The sequence below is a fragment of the Bacillus cereus group sp. N12 genome (assembly GCF_016483575.1).
Classification (GTDB): Bacteria; Bacillota; Bacilli; order Bacillales; family Bacillaceae_G; genus Bacillus_A; species Bacillus_A toyonensis.
In genome coordinates this window covers 1-21,796 of record NZ_JAEHBO010000072.1, presented here as the reverse complement: position 1 = coordinate 21,796, position 21,796 = coordinate 1, and the positions used below count along the sequence as shown (strand labels likewise).

Below are 21,796 nucleotides of genomic sequence, written 5' to 3'. Positions count from 1 at the left end.
AATTTGGGAAGGAGAATGGAGCTTTGAAAACATTAGAACTACAAGAGCGTTTAACGGAAATTTTTCAGCATTTACATGAAAACCCTGAAGTAAGTTGGAAAGAGTATGAAACGACAGCTTATATTACTAACTTTTTAAAAGAAGAAGGAATTTCATATAAAACATTTGATGATTGCCCAGGCGTAATCGCTGAGATTGGGAATGGGAACCCGGTTATTGCGATTCGTGCTGATATGGATGCACTTTGGCAAGAAGTAGATGGAGAATTTAAAGCGAATCATTCGTGTGGTCATGATGCTCATATGACGATTGTAATGGGGCTTATTTTACAATTGAAAAATATGAGATGGGATAGTGGAACGGTTAGATTTATTTTTCAACCGGCAGAAGAGAAGGGAAATGGTGCTTTAAAGATGGTAGAGAAAGGTGCTGTAGATGATGCTGATTTCTTATTCGGTGTCCATTTACGACCAATCGAAGAATTATCTTTGAAACAAGCAGCCCCATCTATTCGTCACGGAGCAGCAAGATTTCTAGAGGGTATGATTCATGGGGAGGATGCACATGGGGCAAGACCACACCAAGGTGTGAATGCAATTGATGTCATTTCCATGATTAATATCGGTTTGAAAAATATATGGTTGCCGCCACAAAGTTCATATTCAGTGAAGATGACGCGGTGCCAAGCTGGTGGAGATAATCTAAATATCATTCCAGGTAACGGTCATTTTAGCTTAGATGTAAGAGCGGAGAATAATACATTATTAGAAGAATTAAAGAAAAAGATAGAGCATGTAATAGAATCAGCCGCATCAATGGGATCGAAAACTTCATACGAATGGATTGATCTTGCTCCAGGAGCAGAGGTGTCAGAAGAAGCGGAGCGTTACATGCGTAAAGGCATTCTCGAAGTGTATGGAGAAGAGCAATGCACAGGGCCGCTTTATACGACAGGAAGCGATGACTTCCATTACTACACAGTGAAGAGACCACATTTAAAAGCTGTCATGCTTGGACTAGGAGCAGATCTACAACCTGGATTACACCATCCGTATATGAGGTTTGATCATAGTTGTATTATGGATGGGGTAGAAATATTGAAGCAAACTGTATTGAAAGTGTTAGAAGACAGGGGCTAGAGAGCTCCTGTTTTTTTATCGTGAATTGTCTGTAAATCGATATATTTGAAAAACCGTTGATATATTTTGAGTTATGATAGATATATTAAGAAAATCGTTGGTATAATTTCACGGACCTATTAATTTGATGAAAAATGAGCCTCCAGTACATGGTGTATAATAATAAGTACCATTTTTTAATAGGAGAAAACGAATGAACGAACAATATTACGATGCAGTTTTACATATAAAAACAGTCGGTGAGCAAAAAGGGTTTAACAAGTCTATGCATTATCACCGCTATGAACCGACGCCGTATAGCGGGTTAGATGAGTTATTGAATCAATATGAAATACGAAGTAGCGACCGAATTGTAGACTTTGGGTGCGGAAAAGGGCGATTAAACTTTTATATGCATCATAAATGTGGTGCTTCAGCAGTTGGAATTGAAATGAATGAAGAGTTTTATAAAGAAGCGATGGATAATAGAGATCGTTATGCACGAAAGGCACGAAACAGTAAGGGGAAAATTCAATTCCAATGTTGTTTAGCGCAGGAATATGAGATTGATCCACATGATAATAGGTTTTATTTCTTTAATCCGTTTTCTGTGCAAGTGTTTATGAATGTAGTCAATAACATTTTGCTTTCAGTAGAAGAAACGGGGAGAGAAGTGGATATTATTTTATATTATCCTTCTGAGGACTATATTTTCTTCTTAGAAAATCAGACTGCGTTTGAGCTGAAGAAAGAAGTTAGATTGCCAGGTGCTTATGAGAAGAATGGGAATGAGAGGTTTTTAGTGTATACGTTAGGATAATAAAAAAGCAGATGCTAAGGCACCTGCTTTTTTTATTAGTTACGGATTAAGTAATCAAATGCGCCTAAAGCAGCGTTTGCACCTGAACCCATAGAGATGATGATTTGTTTGTACGGATTATTTGTACAGTCACCTGCAGCAAACACTCCTGGTACGTTTGTAGCGCCGTGCTTGTCTGTTACGATTTCACCGCGAGCGCGTTCAACTGTTTCGCCTAACCAGTCTGTGTTTGGCACAAGACCGATTTGAACGAATACACCTTGTAATTCAACGTGATGAACTTCTTCAGTTTCACGATCGATGTAAGAAATACCGTTTACTTTGTCAGTACCAGTGATTTCTTTCGTTTGAACGTTTTTCAGAACAGTTACGTTTGGTAAGCTGTTAAGACGCTCTTGTAATACAGCATCAGCTTTTAATTCTGGCATGAATTCAAGAACAGTTACGTGCTTAACAATACCTGCTAAGTCGATAGCTGCTTCAATACCAGAGTTACCTCCGCCAATAACTGCTACATCTTTTCCGATGAATAATGGACCGTCACAGTGTGGGCAGTATGCTACACCTTTATTTTTGAACTCAGCTTCACCTGGTACGCCAACATTACGCCAGCGAGCACCTGTAGAAACGATTACGCTCTTACTTTTCAGAATAGCGCCGTTTTCAAGTTCCACTTCAATAAGTTCTTTTTTCTCTAAACGTTTCGCACGTTGTAGATTCATTACATCGATGTCGTATTCTTTTACGTGCTCTTCAAGGCTTGCTACTAGCTTAGGACCTTCAGTGCGTTTTACGCTGATGAAGTTCTCAATACCCATAGTATCCATTACTTGACCACCGAAGCGCTCAGCAACGATACCAGTGCGGATGCCTTTACGTGCTGCATAAATTGCTGCACTTGCACCAGCTGGGCCGCCACCAACAACAAGAACATCGTATGGATCTTTATCAGAAAGCTCTGATGCATCTGGACCGTTACCCATTTTAGCTAAAATTTCTTCAAGTGTCATACGACCGCTTCCGAAAGATTCGCCATTTAGGAAAACTGTTGGTACTGCCATGATGTCTTTGCTTTCTACTTCCTCTTTGAATGCAGCGCCATCAATCATAGTATGTGTAATACCAGAGTTAAGAACGCTCATTACGTTAAGAGCTTGTACAACATCAGGACAGTTATGACAACTTAGGCTGATATAAGATTCAAAATGATATTCGCCTTGAATGTTTTTAATTTGATCGATTAATTTTTGTTCAACTTTTGGAGCACGTCCACTAACTTGTAGTAAAGCTAACACTAATGAAGTAAATTCGTGTCCTAATGGAATACCAGCGAATACTACACCAGTGTCTTCATCAGGGCGATTTACACTAAAGCTTGGTGTTCTCTCTAGTTCAACTTTTTCTACTGTAATCTTTGATGACATAGTAGCTAATTCATCTACTAGAGATAACATATCTTTAGATACATTATCGTCTCCTGAGCTAACTTTAAGTAAAATATCGTTCTCCATTAACTGAAGGTATTGGGATAGTTGTGTTTTTATATCTGCATCTAGTATCATTTTGATCGAACTCCTTAGATTTTGCCTACAAGGTCAAGGCTTGGTTTAAGTGTTGCAGAACCCTCTTGCCATTTAGCTGGGCAAACTTCACCTGGGTTGTTACGTACGTATTGAGCTGCTTTAATTTTGTTAACAAGAATGCTTGCATCACGGCCGATACCGTCAGCGTTGATTTCCATAGATTGGATAACGCCGTCTGGATCGATGATGAATGTACCACGAGCAGCAAGACCTTCTTCTTCCATTAAAACGTTGAAGTTTGTAGTGATTGTGCGAGTTGGGTCACCAATCATAATGTATTCGATTTTACCGATAGTTTCTGAGCTATCATGCCATGCTTTGTGAGTGAAGTGAGTGTCTGTAGATACAGAGTATACTTCAACGCCTAAGTCTTTTAGAGTTGCATATTGGTTTTGTAAGTCTTCAAGTTCAGTTGGGCAAACGAATGTGAAGTCAGCTGGGTAGAAACAAACTACACTCCATTTTCCTTTTAAACTTTCGTCAGTAACTTGGATAAATTCTCCATTATGGTAAGCATTAGCTTTAAACGGTTTTACTTCTGTGCCGATTAATAACATATTAAATTTCCTCCTAAATGTTGGTTTTGAGCATCAAAAAATAGTTTGCTCATAAAATATATTTTTTAATTAACTATAATAATTCTAATTCGATATTAATTATCATATAGAAGTGGTTATTTTGTCAAGAGAATAAACCAACTTTATACCAATTTAATTAATATTTATTCTCAATTAAGGTTGTTAGGGAATGAAAAGGTAACTTTCATGTCATAAATTTTCAATGAGTGTTTGAAAGAGTAGTGTGTATGTTAGAGATATGGTGTAAGTATAAATTCTTAGGAAGGAGATATTTCTTGGAAGTTGTAGATTTGAAAAGGAACTGCTTATTTCTATTTTACAAAGAATTGTGCGATAAATAAAATAAAATGAATCGGAATCTTTTTGAACAATTTTTGTCCGCTCAAATATATAATTAGGAAGTATATTGCAATGATAATTAGAAACATTGACTCAAAGGGCTAACAAGATATAATAAAATCTAGATATATCTTTCAAAAAGAAGAATATATAATATAGGATGAAAAACATTCAACCTATTATTTTTTTATAGCCTTTAGAAAACGCTTACAATTAGTGTGGGAGGAGAAACCATGTCTAAGTTCACAAAGTATTTTTTAATGGAAGATAAAGATGTAATTGCATATGTGAAAGAGAAAATATCTAAGTTTGAACATGCAAAGGGGTTACAGTGTAAAGAAATAGGTGATGGTAATTTAAATTATGTGTTCCGCGTTTGGGATGAAAAAGAGACCATGTCTGTCATCGTAAAGCAGGCCGGGAATACAGCACGTATTTCAGATGAGTTTAAGTTGTCGACGAATCGTATTCGTATAGAATCAGATGTTTTGCAGTTAGAGGAGGAGTTAGCACCTGGGCTTGTTCCAAAAGTATATTTGTTTGATAGTGTGATGAATTGTTGCGTGATGGAGGACTTATCAGATCACACAATATTACGTACAGCACTTATAAATCATCAAATATTTCCGAGGCTTGCTGAAGATTTAACTACTTTTATGGTAAATACTCTTCTATTAACATCAGATGTTGTAATGAATCATAAAGAGAAGAAGGAACTTATGAAGAATTATATAAATCCAGAGTTATGTGAGATTACAGAGGACCTCGTATACTCTGAACCATTTACAAATCATAATAAACGTAATGAGTTATTTCAGTTAAATGAAGGATGGATTAGAGAGCATATTTATAGTGATAAAGAGCTTCGTATGGAAGTAGCGAAACTTAAGTTTTCTTTTATGACGAATGCGCAGGCGTTGCTTCACGGTGATTTACATACTGGTTCTGTTTTCGTAAAAATTGATTCTACAAAAGTTATTGATCCTGAGTTTGCTTTTTATGGACCTATGGGATATGACATTGGGAATGTAATGGCGAATTTAATATTTGCTTGGGTGAATGCAGATGCAACGATGTTACCTGGAGCTGAAAAAGATACGTATATGGATTGGCTAAAAACGACGATGGTAGAGGTAATTGATTTATTTAAGAAGAAGTTTTTAGTTGCTTGGGATATTCATGTGACAGAAATTATGGCGAAGGAAGAAGGCTTTAATGGCGTATATTTACAATTTGTGTTAGAGGATACAGCTGCAGTGACGGGTCTTGAGTTAATTCGTCGTATTGTTGGATTAGCGAAAGTAAAGGATATTACTTGTATTGAGAATGATGAAGCACGTGCTAGAGCGGAGCGAATTTGTCTTCAAGTAGCGAAGAAGTTTATTTTACGAGCGAATCAATATAAAACAGGTACGAGTTTTGTAGAAACGTTAAAAAAACAGTCCATTCATAGCGCGAAGTAAGGAGAGAAAATGATGAAAGAGCAATTAATACCAATTCAATGGAAAGATGATGCTTTAGTTTTATTAGATCAAACGTTATTACCGAACGAAGTTGTCTATGAATCTTTCAAAACAGCTGAAAGTGTGTGGGATGCAATTCAAGTCATGAAAGTGCGAGGTGCACCAGCAATTGGGGTTTCAGCAGCGTATGGTGTGTATTTAGGGGTAAAGGAATTTGCTGAAAGTACGGTAGAAGGATGTATTGAAGAAGTAAAAAAGGTATGTGCATATTTAGCAACATCAAGACCGACGGCAGTAAATTTATTTTGGGCGCTGGAAAGAATGGAAAGTGTAGCGATAGATAATGTTCACTTATCGATTGCACGGTTGAAAGATAGATTGTTAGAAGAGGCAAAAGAGATTCATAGAGAAGATGAAGAAATTAACCGTCAAATTGGAGAACATGCATTAACATTATTCCATGATGGCATGGGATTATTAACTCATTGTAATGCAGGTGCGTTAGCAACGACTAAGTATGGTACTGCGACAGCTCCAATGTATTTAGCGAAAGAAAAAGGATGGGACCTTAAAATCTACTCTGATGAAACACGACCTAGATTACAAGGTTCAACGTTAACAGCATTAGAACTACAGCGAGCGGGAATTGATGTAACAGTCATTACCGATAATATGGCAGCTATGGTCATGTCACAAGGGAAGATTGATGCAGTAATCGTTGGATGTGACCGTGTGGCAGCAAATGGTGATGTAGCAAATAAAATTGGCACATTAGGCGTATCTATTTTAGCTAAGTACTACAACATTCCGTTTTATGTAGCAGCACCAACACCGACAATCGACTTAAAAACACCGACAGGAAAAGAAATTCCGATCGAGGAAAGAGATGCCTTTGAAGTGATTAATCGCTTCGGACAATATTCTGCTCCGAAAGAAAGTAAAGTATATAATCCAGCGTTTGATGTTACTCCATATGAAAATGTAACAGCGATTATTACAGAAAAAGGGATTGTAAAGGCACCGTTTACGGAGAATTTAAAAAAGCTATTTCAATAAATAGATAAATATAAAAGTCAGTCATCATAAGCTTCATACTTAGGGGGATGTATATGTTATTACAAAAAGAAAGAGAAGAAATTGTAGCGTACGGAAGGAAAATGATTTCTAGCGGTTTAACAAAGGGGACCGGCGGAAATATTAGTATTTTCAATCGTGAACAAGGCCTAGTTGCAATTAGCCCAAGTGGTTTAGATTATTATGAAACAACGCCCGTGGATGTAGTTATATTAAACTTAGATGGTGAAGTAGTAGAAGGTGAGAGAAAACCGTCAAGTGAACTAGATATGCATCTTATTTATTATAGGAATCGTGAAGATATAAATGCGCTCGTGCATACACATTCACCTTATGCGAAGACGATTGCATCATTAGGGTGGGAGCTTCCTGCTGTTTCATATTTAATTGCTTTCGCAGGCCCGAATGTACGCTGTGCACCGTATGAAACATTTGGTACGAAGCAATTAGCAGAGGCTGCTTTTGAAGGCATGATTAATCGCCGTGCAGTATTACTTGCGAACCACGGTTTAATTGCAGGTGCAAATAATATAAAAATGGCATTTACTGTTGCGGAAGAAATTGAGTTTTGTGCGCAAATTTATTATCAAACGAAAAGCGTCGGAGAACCGAAGTTATTGCCAGAAGATGAGATGGAGAATTTAGCGAAGAAGTTTGAAGGATATGGGCAGCAGTAGAATGAAACGAAAACACCCTCAAGATTGCACTCTTGAGGGTGTTTTTTATGCTTTCTTAAGCAATAAATACATAAAGTAAGGAGCACCAATTAAAGCAACGACAATACCTGCTGGAATACCGTTAGGTTCAACGATGTTTCGTCCGATTGTGTCTGCTAATAGTAATAGCCATCCGCCGATTAAAAGGGCGATAGGCATGAAGATTTGATGTCTTGGGCCTACTAAAGATTTTGCGATATGAGGAGCCATCAGCCCGATAAAGCTAATTCCTCCTGTTACGGAAACTGCTGCAGCTGCAAGTGCAACGGCTGCAATTAATAAGTATCTGCGTTCTTTTTCAATTTCAATTCCAACGCCGATTGCGACTGGTTCGTTTAATGCTAAAATGTTTAATCGATTTGCTTTATAGAAAACAAATGGAATTAATACGATTAACCATGGGAGCATTGCGAAAATGAAGATCCAATCATCTCCCCAAATGTTTCCGGCAATCCATTTGGCGATAAAGTCGACTTTCATACGATCAGCAGATGAAATAAGGACAATCATTGCTCCAGATAGTGCAAATGAAAAACCGATACCGGTTAATGTTAATCGTATTGGCTGAAGCCCTGTTGATTGACTATATGAAAATACGTAAATTAAAACAGCTGTAAGAAAAGCCCCGATAAATCCAACGACTGGTAGTAAATAAAGAAATGAACCTACATCTATTGGAAAGTATAAAAAGAAAATAGAAACAGCAACACCAGCACCAGAGTTAATCCCGAGAATACCAGGTTCAGCTAAATCGTTACGTGTAATGCCTTGAAGGATAGCACCTGATAAAGCGAGTGCCATACCAGCTAATACTGTAATGATAATTCTAGGTAGTCTTAAAGAATATAAAACGAATTCTTCTTTAAATGAACCTTGTCCCATTAGCGTTGGGAGTAGTCGATCATAAGATAAAGATGCTGAACCGAGTCCCATTCCAATTACAATGGTTGTAATAGTTAGTATAAGTAATGCGAGTATAATAAGACGTTGTTTTCTTAAAATAGATGGCATCATGAGAATGTTTTTCCTCCTTTACGAACAATAAATAGGAAGAATGGTAATCCTACAATTGCGACGATAGCAGCAACGGGTGTTTCATACGGAGCATTAATTGTACGTCCGATTGTGTCTGCAAGTAACATAAAGGAAGCACCAGCAATTGCTGACATCGGAATAATAAATCGGTAATCTGGACCAACAATAGGACGCACCATATGAGGTATCATTAAACCGATAAATGCCATATTTCCGACAAGCGCCACAGAAGCACCAGCAAGTAAGATAATAATGATAAACAAAATTGTTTTAATAACAATGATTTTTTGACCGAGTCCAACAGCAACTTCTTCACTGAAACTAAGGACTGTCAATTTTCTTGCAAATAAGATAGCGATAAAGATACTTATTGAAATGACTGGAATAATAATTTTCAATTGACTCCAAGTAGTTCCAATCACCCCTCCAGCAGTCCAAAGTGATACATCTTGTGAAATTTTGAAGTAAATGCCGACTCCTTCTGAAATTGCGAGTAGAAATGCTGAAACTGCAGCACCTGCTAATACAATTCGAAGAGGAGAAAGTCCGCCTTTTTTCACCATACCAATTCCAAATACCATAATTGCCCCTACCGCAGCCCCGATAAAGCAAGCTAATGTTAAGTACAGATAGCTTATGGAAGGGTTGAAAGCAAGTGTTAGTGCAAGTGCAGCATTTGCGCCACCCGTTAGCCCAAGTAAGCCAGGGTCTGCAAGGGGGTTTCGTGTTAAACCTTGCATAATTGCCCCAGAAACGGCTAGTCCAGCCCCTACAAAAATAGCAGCAACTTCACGTGGTAAACGTATTTCACGAATAATAGATATTTTGTCTCCTTGAGCCGAGGAAGTGAGTGCTAACCATACGTCTTTTATAGAAGTATCTGCAGCCCCTAATACCATTGCAACCATAAAAATTAGAAAGAATGCAATTATGCTCAAAATTAGTTTGTATGTAAAAGCTATAGAACGTGGATTGTCATGATCTTTTGTCATTCGTTTCACATCTTTTCTGTTCATAGAATAAAGGAAGAGGAATTCTTAAATTAAGAATTCCTCATGTTTGTATTATTTACCAAGAAAGCTTTTCTTGAAGAAGTCTAGTTGGAAATCTAATGTAAGTGGATCATTGAAATAGAATTCCATCATGTTTGCTTCGTATACGCGATTATTTTTTACTGCTGGAATGTTTTTGTATGATTCTGTCTCTTGGAAGGAGTTATCAGTATCTTTGTTTTTACTTACGATTAAGTAATCACCAGCAAACTCAGGTAATACCTCAGTAGATAATGCGTAGTAACCTTCTTTTAAAGCTTTTTCTTTTACTTTTTCAGGCATTTTTAATTTCATTTCTTGGTACAGAATTTCTGTTCCGCGGCCCCAGTTCTCGCCGTATACATAAAGCTGTTTATTGAAGTTTTCAACAACAGATACTGTTGCATCTTCACCAATTTTTGCTTTAATTTCTTTACCAGCTTCTTGTGCACGTTTCTTGAAATCATCAATCCAAGTTTTTGCTTCTTTTTCTTTGTTTAATAACTTACCGATTTCTAAATGTTGTGTTAAGTAATCAACTTTTCCGTACGTGTATGTTACAGTAGGAGCAATTTTCTTTAACTTATCGACATTTTTAATATTTGATAAACCAATGATTAAATCAGGGTTTAGTTCAGCGATTTTTTCAACATTTTCATCTGATACTTCAGCAGCATCTTTAAGTTTACTATCAAAACGTGGGTTTTGTTTAGACCATGAATCTACCCCAACAACATTTACTCCTAATGACATTACGTTACCAGCGAATGCTGATAAAACAACAACGCGTTTTGGATTTGCAGGAACTTCTACTTTACCATTTTCAGATTGGTATGTAATTGTTTCTGATTTACTACCTTTTGCATCGTTCTTTTTGTCTGTAGAGCCGTTGCTACAAGCACTCATAACAAGAACGAAAAGAACTGTTAGTGAAATAAATAACTTTTTCATCGTCTTTCTCCTTTAACGTAGATGTATGTGTATACAATAATTTGTTTAACTGCAATCTTTTTGAAAGAGTAGTGGTAATGCAAAATAATTTATTAAAAATCTTGAATGTGAGATTTTATAATATAGTATTAACCATATTAATGAAAGAAGATGTAATCTCAATTTGCTAATTATTAACAAAATGATAATGATTATCACTATTGATTCTTTAAATAATATAATTTTATATAGGTGTATTGTCAATAGTAATTTTGTTTGTAAATTTTGCGGAAACAGGTTATATTTTATTGAGAATGATAATCAATGATTGATAGCTGAGGAGTGAGCACGAATGAATCGAGAAGAATTGTTTGATGTAACTGTAATAGGCGGAGGACCTGCAGGGCTTTATTCAGCTTTTTATAGTGGACTTAGAGAGATGAAAACGAAAATAATAGAATTTCAACCACAGTTAGGTGGAAAAATACATGTTTATCCGGAGAAGATGATTTGGGATGTAGGAGGGCTATTGCCAGTTACAGGTGATAAATTAATTGAACAACTTGTACAGCAAGGGCTAACATTTAAACCGGAAGTTGTATTAAATACAAAAGTAGAATCAATTATTCGTAATGAAGATGGAACTTTTACGTTAAAAACAAGTACTGGCGAAGAACATTTTTCAAAAACAATTATCGTCGCAACTGGAAGCGGTATATTGAAACCGCAAAAGTTATCGATTGAAGGTGCGGAGCGATTTGAAGTATCGAATTTAAATTATACAGTTAAATCTTTAATGCGTTTCAAAGATAAAACGATCATTATTTCTGGTGGAGGAAATTCTGCCGTTGATTGGGCGAACGAATTAGAACCAATCGCGAAAAAAGTGTATGTAACATATAGAAAAGAAGAATTATCTGGTCATGAAGCACAAGTAAAACAACTAATGAACAGCTCAGCGAAGTGTTTTCTGAATACATCGATTACAAAATTAATTGCTGGTGATAATCATGAAGCGATTGAATATGTAGAATTAACGAATCATGAGACAGGTGAAGTTTCTCATTTACCTATTGATGAAGTTATTATTAATCATGGATATGAACGTGACATTACATTATTAGAAAATAGTGAGTTGGACGTTGCGATTATAGATAATTTTTATATTGCAGGTAATGCAAATAGTGAGTCTTCTGTAGATGGATTATATGCTGCGGGAGATATTTTGAAACATGATGGGAAATTGCATTTAATTGCGGGAGCATTCCAAGATGCTGGAAATGCTGTGAATAAAGCGAAACAATTTATTCAGCCAGATGCAAGTGAGTACGGAATGGTTTCTTCGCATAATGAAGTATTTAAAAAACGAAATCGAAAATTGATAAAGCAAATGATGAAATAATAAAGTGAAACTTTAATCAGTGGGGGCTATCCTGCACTGATTATTAACCTTCACCAATCGGGCTTTTACTACCCAAAAATAGCCGGATAAAGGTACAAGTATACCCCCATTTACTTCTCTATTCAAATAGACGAGAGATGTAAATGGGGGTTTTCCTGTTTACTATATTTTCAATCATTATTATGACACCGGTTTCATCAGTTCATATGACATGAACATTTTATTTGTAAATCAGTCTAGAAAACAATGAATCTATGTTTTGTTTACGCTGTTCCTTTTGCTCGTTCATTAGGAAATGGCATATTTAGTATAGAAGCAATGTATTGTTTTCCATGTTTTCGAGCCAATGATTCTAATATTTGACGAACGCGTTTTGTAAGATGCCCTTGTTTTTTTATCGCTTCACAATATGCGTCGTAGAAAGCATATTTAGCCCATAGAAAATCATCTTGTTGGAATAAGAAATGATTTTTGTACCATTCACCAATTGTATGATAACAATTGTTTTCGTGTATTGCTACGCCTTGAGAAAGAATACGATCAGATAAAGATGTAGTTAAATGAGAAGTTGTATTTTCTGTTTCAACTTGTAATGTTTTTTCTAACATTGTAATGATGTGACGAGTAGCCATATGTTAACTCTCCTTTGTGTAAATGGGTGATACCATTCTATATTTAAAAAAATACTTACTATATTATTATACAATATATGGAATGGTTCTACCTGCTTTTTAAACTGCATTTACAAAATCTTTTTTATTTGTTTACAAAAATAAAGTAAGATACAGTATATATGAAAAAACAATAAAGGAATGAACGCATTGTATATAACAATAGAAGAAGCTGCGGAGTATTTGAATTTACCAAAATCGTATATTGAAGAGCTAATTCAGCAAAAGAAAGTTCGTGCGCTATTCGATGGAGAGCAATATTTATTAAATAAAGAACAATTCAACACGCATTTAGAACAAATGGAGAAATATAAACAATTAGTGGAAGAAATATTAAACGAACCAATTCCAGAAGATATGGACGTTAAAGACGAAGACTAAACTTTAGGAAATCCCGTATGAAGATATGCAGAAATGTATCTTCATACGGGATTTTTTTATCTAAAGACATCAAAATCCTAAGGAGCCCTCAGGATTTCTTAGAATTTTGATAGGTAGTAGTCTACCATGTTAAAAGCATATTTTTTTCGAGCTAGGACAAACATAGAGAACGTAACCTGTACAGATACATATACTATCAGTGCAAAAGCTTATAAATTAATGGAAGGGGTTTTCTCGTGAGTTTATTTCATTGGGATTTTTTGAAAGACTTAATTGGATCTTATGTAAGAGTGAACAGAGGTGGACCAGAATCTCAAAAAGGAACAATAGTATCATTAGGTGCGGACTACTTCGGATTAGAGAATGAAAAAGGAGAGAGCCATTACTACCAGCTTCGCCATCTGAAAAGCATTACCCAAAATACGAAAGATGGTGGAGTAGGTGATTTAGAATGGGTGGAAGAAGACATTGCAGAAGACTTTGAAACGCTACTTCAAAGCTTCAAATACCGCTGGGTGAAAATTAACCGTGGTGGACCAGAGAAAATTGAAGGTATTTTACAAGATGTTTCTGGCGGTTATGTAACATTGATTATTAAAGAAGAAGTTGTATTAATTGCACTATCTCATATTAAGAGTGTTAATTATAATGCACCAGTAAGTGGAGAGAGTAGTGATGAGAGTAGCGATGAGAAAAGTAATGAAAACAGCAATAATTCAGGTCGCGCTCGTGCACAAAGACAATCAAGTAGAGGAAGATAATAAGAAAGGAGGGTACAAAATTGGAGAGTGTATTATGCTGTGATCAAATCAAAGGTTTAGTTGGTGAGAATGTAAAAGTAAATCTTCGTGGACCGGAAAGTCGAGTAGGTGTACTGTCATTGTTAGGAAAAGATTACCTTACACTACAATTACCTCATGGAGAATTAGTGTATTATCAACTGAAACATGTGAAGAGTCTAGTCAGAAAAGTGAAAGAGGCACAAGGAGAATATGGTTCATGTTTTTATGCGGAAGAAGATACTTTTTTAGATGCATTAAATGACTTGAAGTATAAATGGATAAAGATTAATCGTGGTGGACCAGAGTGTGTGGAAGGTTTATTAAGTGATATACATGATGGAAATATTACACTAGTTAATGGTGATGAGGTCATTTATGTGATTAATTCCCATATTAAGAGTGTGAGTCAAATAGTTAAAAACAAAAAGAATGAAGAAGAATAATGTTTAATAAATAAAAGGGGCATTATGATTGAAAATGAAGAATGATTTCATATTTCTCTGTAATTATTTTTGGATATATGAAAAAGGGTTTCTTACTATTAAAAAACAGAACATTGCCCCTGATTATTTTTAGAATAAAAGAAAGGGAAATTGTAATTTCATAGGAAGGAGGATATAGATGAATGAGTTACACAAAAGTATTGGAGAAAATATATATGTTAAATTAATTGGTGAAAAGAGATTTAAAGGCGTATTAATCGATGTAGGAAATGATATTGTTGTTCTTTACAATGGACAAGACTACGTATATATATCTTTATATCATATCCAATATTATAAGTTTTTAAGACCATATGATGAAGAAATATTAAAACCTGATGTAGATTCTGTAATTAAAAGGGAATCTCCTTCAATTTCTTTGAGGAAAGTACTAAGCACATCTAAAGGGATTTTCACAGAAATTTATGTAGCAGGTAATGCTCCAATACATGGATATGTTACAAGTGTAATGAACGATTATATTGTTTTTTATAGTCCAGTCTATAAAACTGTATATATATCTTTAAAGCACTTAAAATGGTTAATTCCGTATAAAGAAAACCAAGTGCCTTATTCCCTCAATAAAAATGAACTCCCCGTAAATCCATTAAATATTACGTTAGCCCGAACGTTTGAGGAGCAACTTATTAAAATGTATGGAAAGATTATGGTGTTCGATTTAGGTGAGGAATCCAATAAAATTGGAAAAATGGCGAAGATCGATGAAGGACATATTGAAATATTAAAAGCGCGTGATGCAAAAATGTATGTGAATATTCAACATGTAAAATCTGTCCATTGTCCGTAGGCTAGTTGAAAGGGCTGGCTTTTTCTTTTATATGCAGAAGGAAAGGTCGGGCCTGTTTGTTTAGTTCGATTTGGATATGAGGGGAAAAATGAATTGAATATAAATTATGTTAGTATGATTTTTGAAGAGGCAATCTTGTGCTAAATTATAAAAAATATGTACGAGCCACCTTTTGATGTATTCAATTTATTTTTTGAGGAAGAACTGCTCAACTAATTTACTAAAGGGGTTTTATTTGTGGAGCCGTTTCCAAATTCGTTATCGATTACATTACTTGGTAGTGCTGGTGGAGCAGCGAAGGCAGTTTTAGCAATTTTAAATCAAGCGATAGCAAATGAAAAAGATCCAATTTATGAAGTGATAAAGAATGTTACATTTCATTTGGTTGATATAAAACAAAAAGATAGGGCTTATTATGATGAGTTGTTTCCAAATTTGAAAGGTCATTTGTCATTATATGAAATAGACCTTCAAGATGTAGTGAAATTTAAACAGCATTTAACAGAAAAAAGTACGAGTGTTGTTATTGATGTTTCGGGTGCAGATACGATCAGGGTACTGAGCTGTTGTAATGAACTTGGAATCTTTTATATTAATTCAGCTTTGGAAAATGAGGCAGTAGATCAGGACGATAGTTTACTTGGATTTCAGCTTACGGAACGATATACGAGGTTTGAGAAGGAGAAAGAAAAATTTACAAATACAAAAGCGATTATAGGTTCAGGTATGAATCCAGGTGTTGTTCAATGGATGGTTGTTGAACTTATGAAAGAACGGCCGAATGAACAGCCACAAGCATGCTATATTGTAGAACATGATACGTCGTTTTTGAATGATACGGCACTTATAAAGCCGTATACACTTTATACGTCATGGGCAGTAGAGCGATTTCTAGACGAAGCGATATGGAGTTATCCGATGTATATGAGTCATCATCGTCCTCTTTATTTTTATGAGGATGTATATGCTTCAGAGTATAAAGTGAAGTTAGGAGAAAGAGAGTTTTATGGTTGCTTAATGCCACATGAGGAAGTTTTAATTTTAGGGAAAAATTTCAACATGGAAGTTGGTTTTCTTTACCGCATTAATGAGTATACAACAAATGTAATTAGACAGAACTTAGATAAGGTAGAAGATTTATGGAACTGGAATCGTAAAGTATTCAATCCAGCGGAAGAAGAGGTTGCAGGAGAGGATCTAGTAGGTGTATTACTCGTTTATGAAAATGGCGAGACGTATATGTATAACGTAATGAATAGTAGCCAAGTTTTTCATAAATATAAAACGAATGCAACTTACTTCCAAGTAGGGTGCGGAATTTATGCAGGTTTGTGTAGTTTACTTTTAGATCACTTTGGACAAGGTGCTTATTATGTCGAGGAATTATTATTAAATACAGAAAGTAAGTACGGTGAATATTTAAATTTATATATGAAGGATTTTGTAATAGGGCATAATGATATTACGGATGGACTGCTACATGATAGGGTAAGATGGATATAAGTTGTGACTAGAAAGGAAGGAGAAGTCTCCTTCCTTTTTAGTATTATAAGGTTACGTATTGCCCTGAAAGCAATTTCATATTTATAATTTAAGGAGATAACGGTGGGGATTTTTTTTCGTATCGATCAAGGGGAGTTTTTATATGAACAAATACAAGAGCTTGATTTATGAAGAAAGAAAAGCTTTAAAGGTATTTATATTATTATTCTATATTATATTCTTTTCATATGACGCTATATATTATTTTGTATATCCTGCTATGAATATTAATGGAACAACGGTAGGGTGGCCAGAAGGAAGCCTTGGGATAGGCGTATATATATTTGTAATAGCATTATTCCCTATTTCAATGTATCTTCAAAAAAGAGGTTATGTATATTCTATAAAATATTTATTTTTATTTGGCTACATGTTTATCAATCTTATAAATAATTTAATGATTTATTTGCGAACGGATAGAGCTTTTGAACATGGTAGTATGGTAGAAATGTTATTAATTTTATTTGCACCGGTTTTCGTGAATAGAAAATATTTTTATTTAGTTTCCTTTAGTGTAATTGGAAAGTACGTACTTTTTACATTGATACTACAAGATCTAAAAGTTGTGATTCCGCTTGTCTTATGTGTATTCTATTTCATTATTTCACATTCTTTGTTGAAACGATTTCAATCTTATGTAAGAACGGTTGTTGAAATGATGAACAATATGAAAGAGACGGAAAATTTAGCTGTAATTGGGACTATGTCTACAACGATTGCGCATGAAATCCGAAATCCATTAACGGCTTTGAAGGGGTTTACGCAAATGCAAAAAGAAAGAAATCCAACTGATACGATGAGCTACGACATTATGCTACAAGAAATTGAAAGAGTCAATGGATTTGTTAGTGAATTGATGTTGTTAGGAAAACCAAAGCCAACAAATTATGAAAGGTGTAATATACGAGACATCCTTCTATATGTTGTGCATCTAATGGAAAGTTATGCAACGCAATATAGAGTTAAATGTCATTTACAAGTAGATGGGAATTTACCGGCTATAAACGGTGATGACAAGCAATTAAAACAAGTGTTATTAAATATCATTAAAAATGGAATAGAATCAATGCCAGAGGGTGGAGAAATCCATATTCGTGCATATCAAAAAACGCAAGGACATTTGTGTATTTCTGTTGAAGACCAAGGATTTGGTATAGAGAATGAGAAGTTAGAAAAAATCGGCAAGGCGTTTTACACAACAAAGGAGACTGGTACAGGACTTGGGTTAATGATTACATATAAAATTATTAAGGAACATCAAGGGAGTATCACGATCCAAAGTAGTGTAGGAGTAGGAACGAAAGTAGAAATTTTTTTGCCGACCTTTTAATGTATTGGGAGAAAAGATTTTTCAGAAAAGTGTTCTTGTTGTGTAAATATAAACATTTTATAAAATGTTTCAAGAAGGGTTTTTTTTATAAAATACTTCGTTTATAATGGAGGAAAATATCGACATGAGATTGGTTACTCATGTAACGGTTCGGTAGTGTTATGAAAAGAAAAGAAGGGGTGCCCGCGCATCCTTTTTTCTATGCAGATATGATGAAAGAGGTGGTATTGATGGAATTAACATTAAATTCGACTGTATGCTTACACACGATTCAATTTCGAAAAGAGCAAAAGAATTATATTGTAAAAGATACAATTACAGGAGAAAAATATGAAATGCCGCCACTTTGGATTGATGCATTGGCAATGATGCGTGACGGTTTTTTATTGGGAGAAATTGAGGAGAAATTAAAAGAAGAGTATCCAGCAGAAGAAGTAAATATACTAGCATTCACGAGGCAACTGTTAGAGCTAGAACTTGTTGGAATGGTAGATGGGGAAGAGATAGCTTGTACAAAGAAGAAAGAGAAAGATTATTTAGCTTGGGTACGTCCCCGGTTGGAACAATTTTTCCTTAATGTAAATAAAAAATATAGAAGCAAAGGTCAGTGATGATCTTTGCTTTTTTGTAGTCCATATTTTAAAAAATAACAGCGAATGCCCTTGCGAAAGCACCGTCACTATTTTTAATTTTTAAAGGTGCTGCTGAGAAAAAGAAACGTTTCGCTTTAATAGCATCTAGATTTGTTAAGTTTTCAATTAAGAAAATATTATTGCCTAACAGTATGTGATGAATGGGTGATGTTTCTGTCGTTACCTCATCGGGAGAAATAAAATCTAAACCGACTGATTTTACTTTTAATTCAACTAGTTCTTCAGCTAATTCTTCGGAAAGATAAAATGCTTCTTTCTCATAAGCTTCTGTATTCCATTTATTAGATAGATTAGAATGGAAAATGACAATATCGTCTTTTTTTATGTCGGCATTATGCAATACTTCTTTAGGGAGTTTTCTCTCTTGAACATGAGTGACATCGATGAGAACTGCTTCACCTACAAACTGATCAAGGGGCAATTGATCAATCGTTGTTGCACCAGAAATAAAATGCGCAGGAGCGTCGCAATGTGTACCGACATGAACGACCGAATGGAAATCTGTAACTTGATATCCCGTTTCTTCAACGCTTGTAATGGTTTCTAGTTGGATTGTTGGTGTTCCGGGAAATTGAGACATATTATTTTCAAACGTTTGTGATAGATCAATTACTTTCATTTTAAATACCTCCAATATATGTTTTTCAAATAATAAAAAGCCCATCTTTCATGATCAAGAAAGATGGGCTTTACATACTAGTTGCGTTTTATCTTCCAAAATGCAATGCATTTTGCAGGAATTAGCACCTATTCAGTTCTTATAAACTGAGGTTGCTGGGCTTCAAAGGGCCGGTCCCTCTGCCTCTCTTGATAAAGGTTTATTCAGTTTCGGAATTCGAAATATTCATGATATTCAAATTGTAATTCATTTCCTTTTTTCATGCAATACAAATTAGGTGTTCACCCAAATAAAGTTGCTCGCATATTGTAGCTTATGTAAGTAGACTGTTGCGAAGGAGTGAGTGCAGTGACAGGGAATATGTTAAATTATTATGCTGGTGGTAATACAGCTAGAGGATTTCATAATTTATACGAAGAGAATTTAAAAGGGCTAGATAGGTTGTTTATTTTAAAGGGTGGTCCAGGAACGGGAAAATCTTCTTTAATTAAGGCAATAGGTCGTGAATGGGTTGAAAAAGGATATGATATTGAGCTTTTGCATTGTTCTTCCGATAATAAATCGGTTGATGGTGTAATTATCCCGAAGCTAAAAGTAGGAATTGTTGATGGAACATCTCCGCATGTTATCGAGCCAAAAATGCCAGGAGTTGTTGAGGAGTATATCAATTTAGGGGTTGCTTGGGACTCAGATAAATTAAGAAAGCAGAAGGTGGAAATTGAACGATTTGTTTCAGAAGCAAGCAAAGCTTTTCAAACTGCTTACGCTTGTTTTCACGAGGCGCTAATTATACATGATGAGTGGGAGAAAATATATATTAATAACATTGATTTTAATAAAGCAAATGAACTAACAGATCAGCTGATTCAGAAGCTATTTACAGATAAAGGAGGGAAACAATCGCTTGTGAAACATCGCTTTTTAGGAGCAGCTACACCGAAAGGAGCAGTTGATTTTGTTCCTAATTTAACAGAAGGATTGCCACATCGTTATTTTATAAAAGGACGCCCGGGCTCTGGAAAATCAACAATGCTCAAAAAGTTATCGAAGGCAGCAGAAGAAAAAGGTTTTGACGTTGAAGTATATCATTGCGGATTTGACCCGAATAGTCTTGATATGGTTATTGTAAGAGAATTAGGATTTGCAATTTTTGATAGTACCGCACCACATGAATATTTTCCAAGTCGCGTGGGTGATGAGATTATAGATATGTATGCTCTTATTGTTAAACCGGGGACGGATGAGAAGTATGCTACAGAAATTCGTGACGTTTCCATTCAATATAAAGCAAAAATGAATGAGGCGATGTCTTTCTTAGCAAAAGCAAAATCAGTTCGTGATAAATTAGAACGAATTTATATTGCTGCTATGGATTTTTCAAAAGTGGATGCATATAAAGAGGAAATTCAAAAAGAGTTTGAACGAATTGCGGTTAGTGTAACAGAAAAGAACAAGTAAAAAATAAGGGATTTTGGTAGGCTGTCGGGAATTTTCTGACAGCTATTTTAGTATGTAGTAAGCTTAGTAATATATTTGTCGAATTTCCAAGGAAATAATCAAAAAATGGAGAGGGTATGAAATGAGAGAGAAAATTAAAGCGGAATTAGCAAGAATTGAAAAAGAGAATGAGGTGAAAATCTTATTTGCAGTGGAATCAGGGAGTCGTGCTTGGGGATTTCCATCGAAAGATAGTGATTATGATGTTAGATTTGTTTATATGCATCCGGTAGAGTGGTATTTATCAATTCATGATAAACGAGATGTAATTGAGTATCCGATTAGTGATGATTTAGATATAAGTGGCTGGGATATTAAAAAGGCATTACAACTGTTTGGAAAGTCAAACCCAGCTTTACTTGAGTGGATTCGATCACCAATTTTTTATTCGAAAAACTCTAACTTTCCAGAGCACCTTCAGCAAATGAGTGAAAAGAATTTTGATCCAAAAGCAACGATATATCATTACTTACATATGGCTTCAAAAAATTATCGTGAATTTTTGCAAGGCGAGAATGTAAAATTGAAAAAGTACTTTTATGTATTACGTCCTATTTTAGCTTGTCAGTGGCTAGAAGAGAAAGGGACATTACCTCCAGTAGAATTTAATCGATTGATTACAGAACTATCTATAGAACGTAGTGTATTGAATGAGATTGAGAAGTTGTTAATAAAGAAAAAAGCGGGTACGGAATTAGATGTTGGATTGAAAATTCAGGTGTTAAATCAATTTTTAGAAGAACAAATTGGTTATTATCAGCAATACGTGAAAGGGATTGAAAAGGGATTAGGGATTGATATTGAGAGTTTGAATACACTATTTAGAAACATGTTGTTTGAAGTAAATAAAAAAGAGCACAAGTAATGAACTGCACCCCAATTGTTAGACACCGTCTAACAATTGGAGGTGCAGTTTTTCTATGGTTAAATTTACAGCTGATG

General features: G+C 35.1%; 22 protein-coding genes and 1 riboswitch. Of the genes, 15 read left to right on the top strand and 7 right to left on the bottom strand.

The annotated features are described in order from the left end of the window. Positions 1 to 23 precede the first annotated feature (23 nt). Both JDS92_RS23965 and JDS92_RS23960 read left to right on the top strand, forming a co-directional pair. Positions 24 to 1,139, top strand: coding sequence for a M20 peptidase aminoacylase family protein (locus JDS92_RS23965; RefSeq protein WP_000853539.1), 1,116 nt, complete (start codon positions 24 to 26; stop codon positions 1,137 to 1,139). A 193-nt stretch (positions 1,140 to 1,332) separates the two neighbouring features. After that, positions 1,333 to 1,938: an SAM-dependent methyltransferase gene (locus JDS92_RS23960; protein WP_001005626.1), complete on the top strand. Its 606-nt coding sequence runs from the start codon at positions 1,333 to 1,335 to the stop codon at positions 1,936 to 1,938. Positions 1,939 to 1,973: 35 nt separating this feature from the next. On the opposite strand, the gene ahpF is transcribed toward JDS92_RS23960, so the two are convergent. Both ahpF and ahpC read right to left on the bottom strand, forming a co-directional pair. Then, positions 1,974 to 3,500, bottom strand: coding sequence for an alkyl hydroperoxide reductase subunit F (gene ahpF / locus JDS92_RS23955; RefSeq protein WP_000599520.1), 1,527 nt, complete (start codon positions 3,498 to 3,500; stop codon positions 1,974 to 1,976). A 14-nt stretch (positions 3,501 to 3,514) separates the two neighbouring features. Further along, the gene (ahpC, locus tag JDS92_RS23950) at positions 3,515 to 4,078 is read right to left on the bottom strand and encodes an alkyl hydroperoxide reductase subunit C (protein WP_000924420.1); all 564 of its coding nucleotides are present in this window, start codon (positions 4,076 to 4,078) and stop codon (positions 3,515 to 3,517) included. A 593-nt stretch (positions 4,079 to 4,671) separates the two neighbouring features. On the opposite strand from ahpC, the gene mtnK reads away from it, so the two are divergent. Genes mtnK through JDS92_RS23935 form a run of 3 tightly spaced genes read left to right on the top strand, consistent with a single transcriptional unit; the run spans position 4,672 to position 7,652 of the window. Then, positions 4,672 to 5,901, top strand: coding sequence for an S-methyl-5-thioribose kinase (gene mtnK / locus JDS92_RS23945; RefSeq protein ID WP_199632635.1), 1,230 nt, complete (start codon positions 4,672 to 4,674; stop codon positions 5,899 to 5,901). 12 nt (positions 5,902 to 5,913) lie between these two features. Then, entirely contained in the window at positions 5,914 to 6,957 is a 1,044-nt protein-coding gene (gene mtnA, locus JDS92_RS23940) for an S-methyl-5-thioribose-1-phosphate isomerase (RefSeq protein ID WP_141555989.1), read from the top strand. 53 nt (positions 6,958 to 7,010) lie between these two features. Then, the gene (locus tag JDS92_RS23935; protein ID WP_000926572.1) at positions 7,011 to 7,652 is read left to right on the top strand and encodes an L-fuculose-phosphate aldolase; all 642 of its coding nucleotides are present in this window, start codon (positions 7,011 to 7,013) and stop codon (positions 7,650 to 7,652) included. Positions 7,653 to 7,697: 45 nt separating this feature from the next. Here the strand turns inward: JDS92_RS23935 and JDS92_RS23930 are convergent, their stop codons facing one another. Genes JDS92_RS23930 through JDS92_RS23920 form a run of 3 tightly spaced genes read right to left on the bottom strand, consistent with a single transcriptional unit; the run spans position 7,698 to position 10,708 of the window. Continuing rightward, positions 7,698 to 8,705 carry a FecCD family ABC transporter permease gene (locus JDS92_RS23930; RefSeq protein ID WP_000982878.1) on the bottom strand — a complete coding sequence of 336 codons (1,008 nt, stop codon included), beginning with the start codon at positions 8,703 to 8,705 and terminating at the stop codon, positions 7,698 to 7,700. Further along, the gene (locus JDS92_RS23925) at positions 8,702 to 9,742 is read right to left on the bottom strand and encodes a FecCD family ABC transporter permease (protein WP_002105669.1); all 1,041 of its coding nucleotides are present in this window, start codon (positions 9,740 to 9,742) and stop codon (positions 8,702 to 8,704) included. The genes JDS92_RS23930 and JDS92_RS23925 overlap by 4 nt, the downstream gene beginning before the upstream one ends. 48 nt (positions 9,743 to 9,790) lie before the next feature. Beyond that, on the bottom strand, positions 9,791 to 10,708 hold the full coding sequence (locus JDS92_RS23920) for an iron-hydroxamate ABC transporter substrate-binding protein (RefSeq protein WP_000732566.1): 918 nt from the start codon (positions 10,706 to 10,708) through the stop codon (positions 9,791 to 9,793). Positions 10,709 to 11,039: 331 nt separating this feature from the next. On the opposite strand from JDS92_RS23920, the gene JDS92_RS23915 reads away from it, so the two are divergent. Then, positions 11,040 to 12,089 carry an NAD(P)/FAD-dependent oxidoreductase gene (locus JDS92_RS23915; RefSeq protein ID WP_199632634.1) on the top strand — a complete coding sequence of 350 codons (1,050 nt, stop codon included), beginning with the start codon at positions 11,040 to 11,042 and terminating at the stop codon, positions 12,087 to 12,089. Positions 12,090 to 12,352: 263 nt separating this feature from the next. On the opposite strand, the gene JDS92_RS23910 is transcribed toward JDS92_RS23915, so the two are convergent. After that, positions 12,353 to 12,721: a hypothetical protein gene (locus JDS92_RS23910; RefSeq protein ID WP_000235486.1), complete on the bottom strand. Its 369-nt coding sequence runs from the start codon at positions 12,719 to 12,721 to the stop codon at positions 12,353 to 12,355. A gap of 180 nt (positions 12,722 to 12,901) precedes the next feature. Between JDS92_RS23910 and JDS92_RS23905 the strand changes: the two genes are divergently transcribed. From JDS92_RS23905 to JDS92_RS23875, 7 genes are all read left to right on the top strand, one after another. Further along, complete coding sequence (locus tag JDS92_RS23905; protein ID WP_002037874.1) at positions 12,902 to 13,141, top strand: helix-turn-helix domain-containing protein; 240 nt, start codon at positions 12,902 to 12,904, stop codon at positions 13,139 to 13,141. Between the two features lie 236 nt (positions 13,142 to 13,377). Further along, the gene (locus JDS92_RS23900; protein WP_000051642.1) at positions 13,378 to 13,902 is read left to right on the top strand and encodes an LSm family protein; all 525 of its coding nucleotides are present in this window, start codon (positions 13,378 to 13,380) and stop codon (positions 13,900 to 13,902) included. Positions 13,903 to 13,922: 20 nt separating this feature from the next. Then, complete coding sequence (locus tag JDS92_RS23895) at positions 13,923 to 14,366, top strand: hypothetical protein (RefSeq protein WP_000446700.1); 444 nt, start codon at positions 13,923 to 13,925, stop codon at positions 14,364 to 14,366. A gap of 178 nt (positions 14,367 to 14,544) precedes the next feature. Then, positions 14,545 to 15,213, top strand: coding sequence for an LSm family protein (locus tag JDS92_RS23890; protein ID WP_001003899.1), 669 nt, complete (start codon positions 14,545 to 14,547; stop codon positions 15,211 to 15,213). 237 nt (positions 15,214 to 15,450) lie between these two features. Next, on the top strand, positions 15,451 to 16,716 hold the full coding sequence (locus tag JDS92_RS23885) for an S-adenosylmethionine decarboxylase related protein (RefSeq protein WP_098711269.1): 1,266 nt from the start codon (positions 15,451 to 15,453) through the stop codon (positions 16,714 to 16,716). Between the two features lie 142 nt (positions 16,717 to 16,858). Continuing rightward, positions 16,859 to 18,085, top strand: coding sequence for an ATP-binding protein (locus tag JDS92_RS23880; protein WP_097953932.1), 1,227 nt, complete (start codon positions 16,859 to 16,861; stop codon positions 18,083 to 18,085). Between the two features lie 230 nt (positions 18,086 to 18,315). Then, on the top strand, positions 18,316 to 18,696 hold the full coding sequence (locus tag JDS92_RS23875; protein ID WP_000424106.1) for a hypothetical protein: 381 nt from the start codon (positions 18,316 to 18,318) through the stop codon (positions 18,694 to 18,696). Positions 18,697 to 18,724: 28 nt separating this feature from the next. Here the strand turns inward: JDS92_RS23875 and JDS92_RS23870 are convergent, their stop codons facing one another. Further along, the gene (locus tag JDS92_RS23870; RefSeq protein ID WP_000862992.1) at positions 18,725 to 19,357 is read right to left on the bottom strand and encodes a cyclase family protein; all 633 of its coding nucleotides are present in this window, start codon (positions 19,355 to 19,357) and stop codon (positions 18,725 to 18,727) included. Between the two features lie 85 nt (positions 19,358 to 19,442). After that, positions 19,443 to 19,555, bottom strand: a riboswitch (SAM riboswitch). Between the two features lie 150 nt (positions 19,556 to 19,705). On the opposite strand from JDS92_RS23870, the gene JDS92_RS23865 reads away from it, so the two are divergent. After that, positions 19,706 to 20,815, top strand: coding sequence for a PRK06851 family protein (locus JDS92_RS23865; RefSeq protein WP_098911533.1), 1,110 nt, complete (start codon positions 19,706 to 19,708; stop codon positions 20,813 to 20,815). A 121-nt stretch (positions 20,816 to 20,936) separates the two neighbouring features. Continuing rightward, complete coding sequence (locus JDS92_RS23860; RefSeq protein WP_098711271.1) at positions 20,937 to 21,719, top strand: nucleotidyltransferase domain-containing protein; 783 nt, start codon at positions 20,937 to 20,939, stop codon at positions 21,717 to 21,719. Positions 21,720 to 21,796 lie beyond the last annotated feature (77 nt).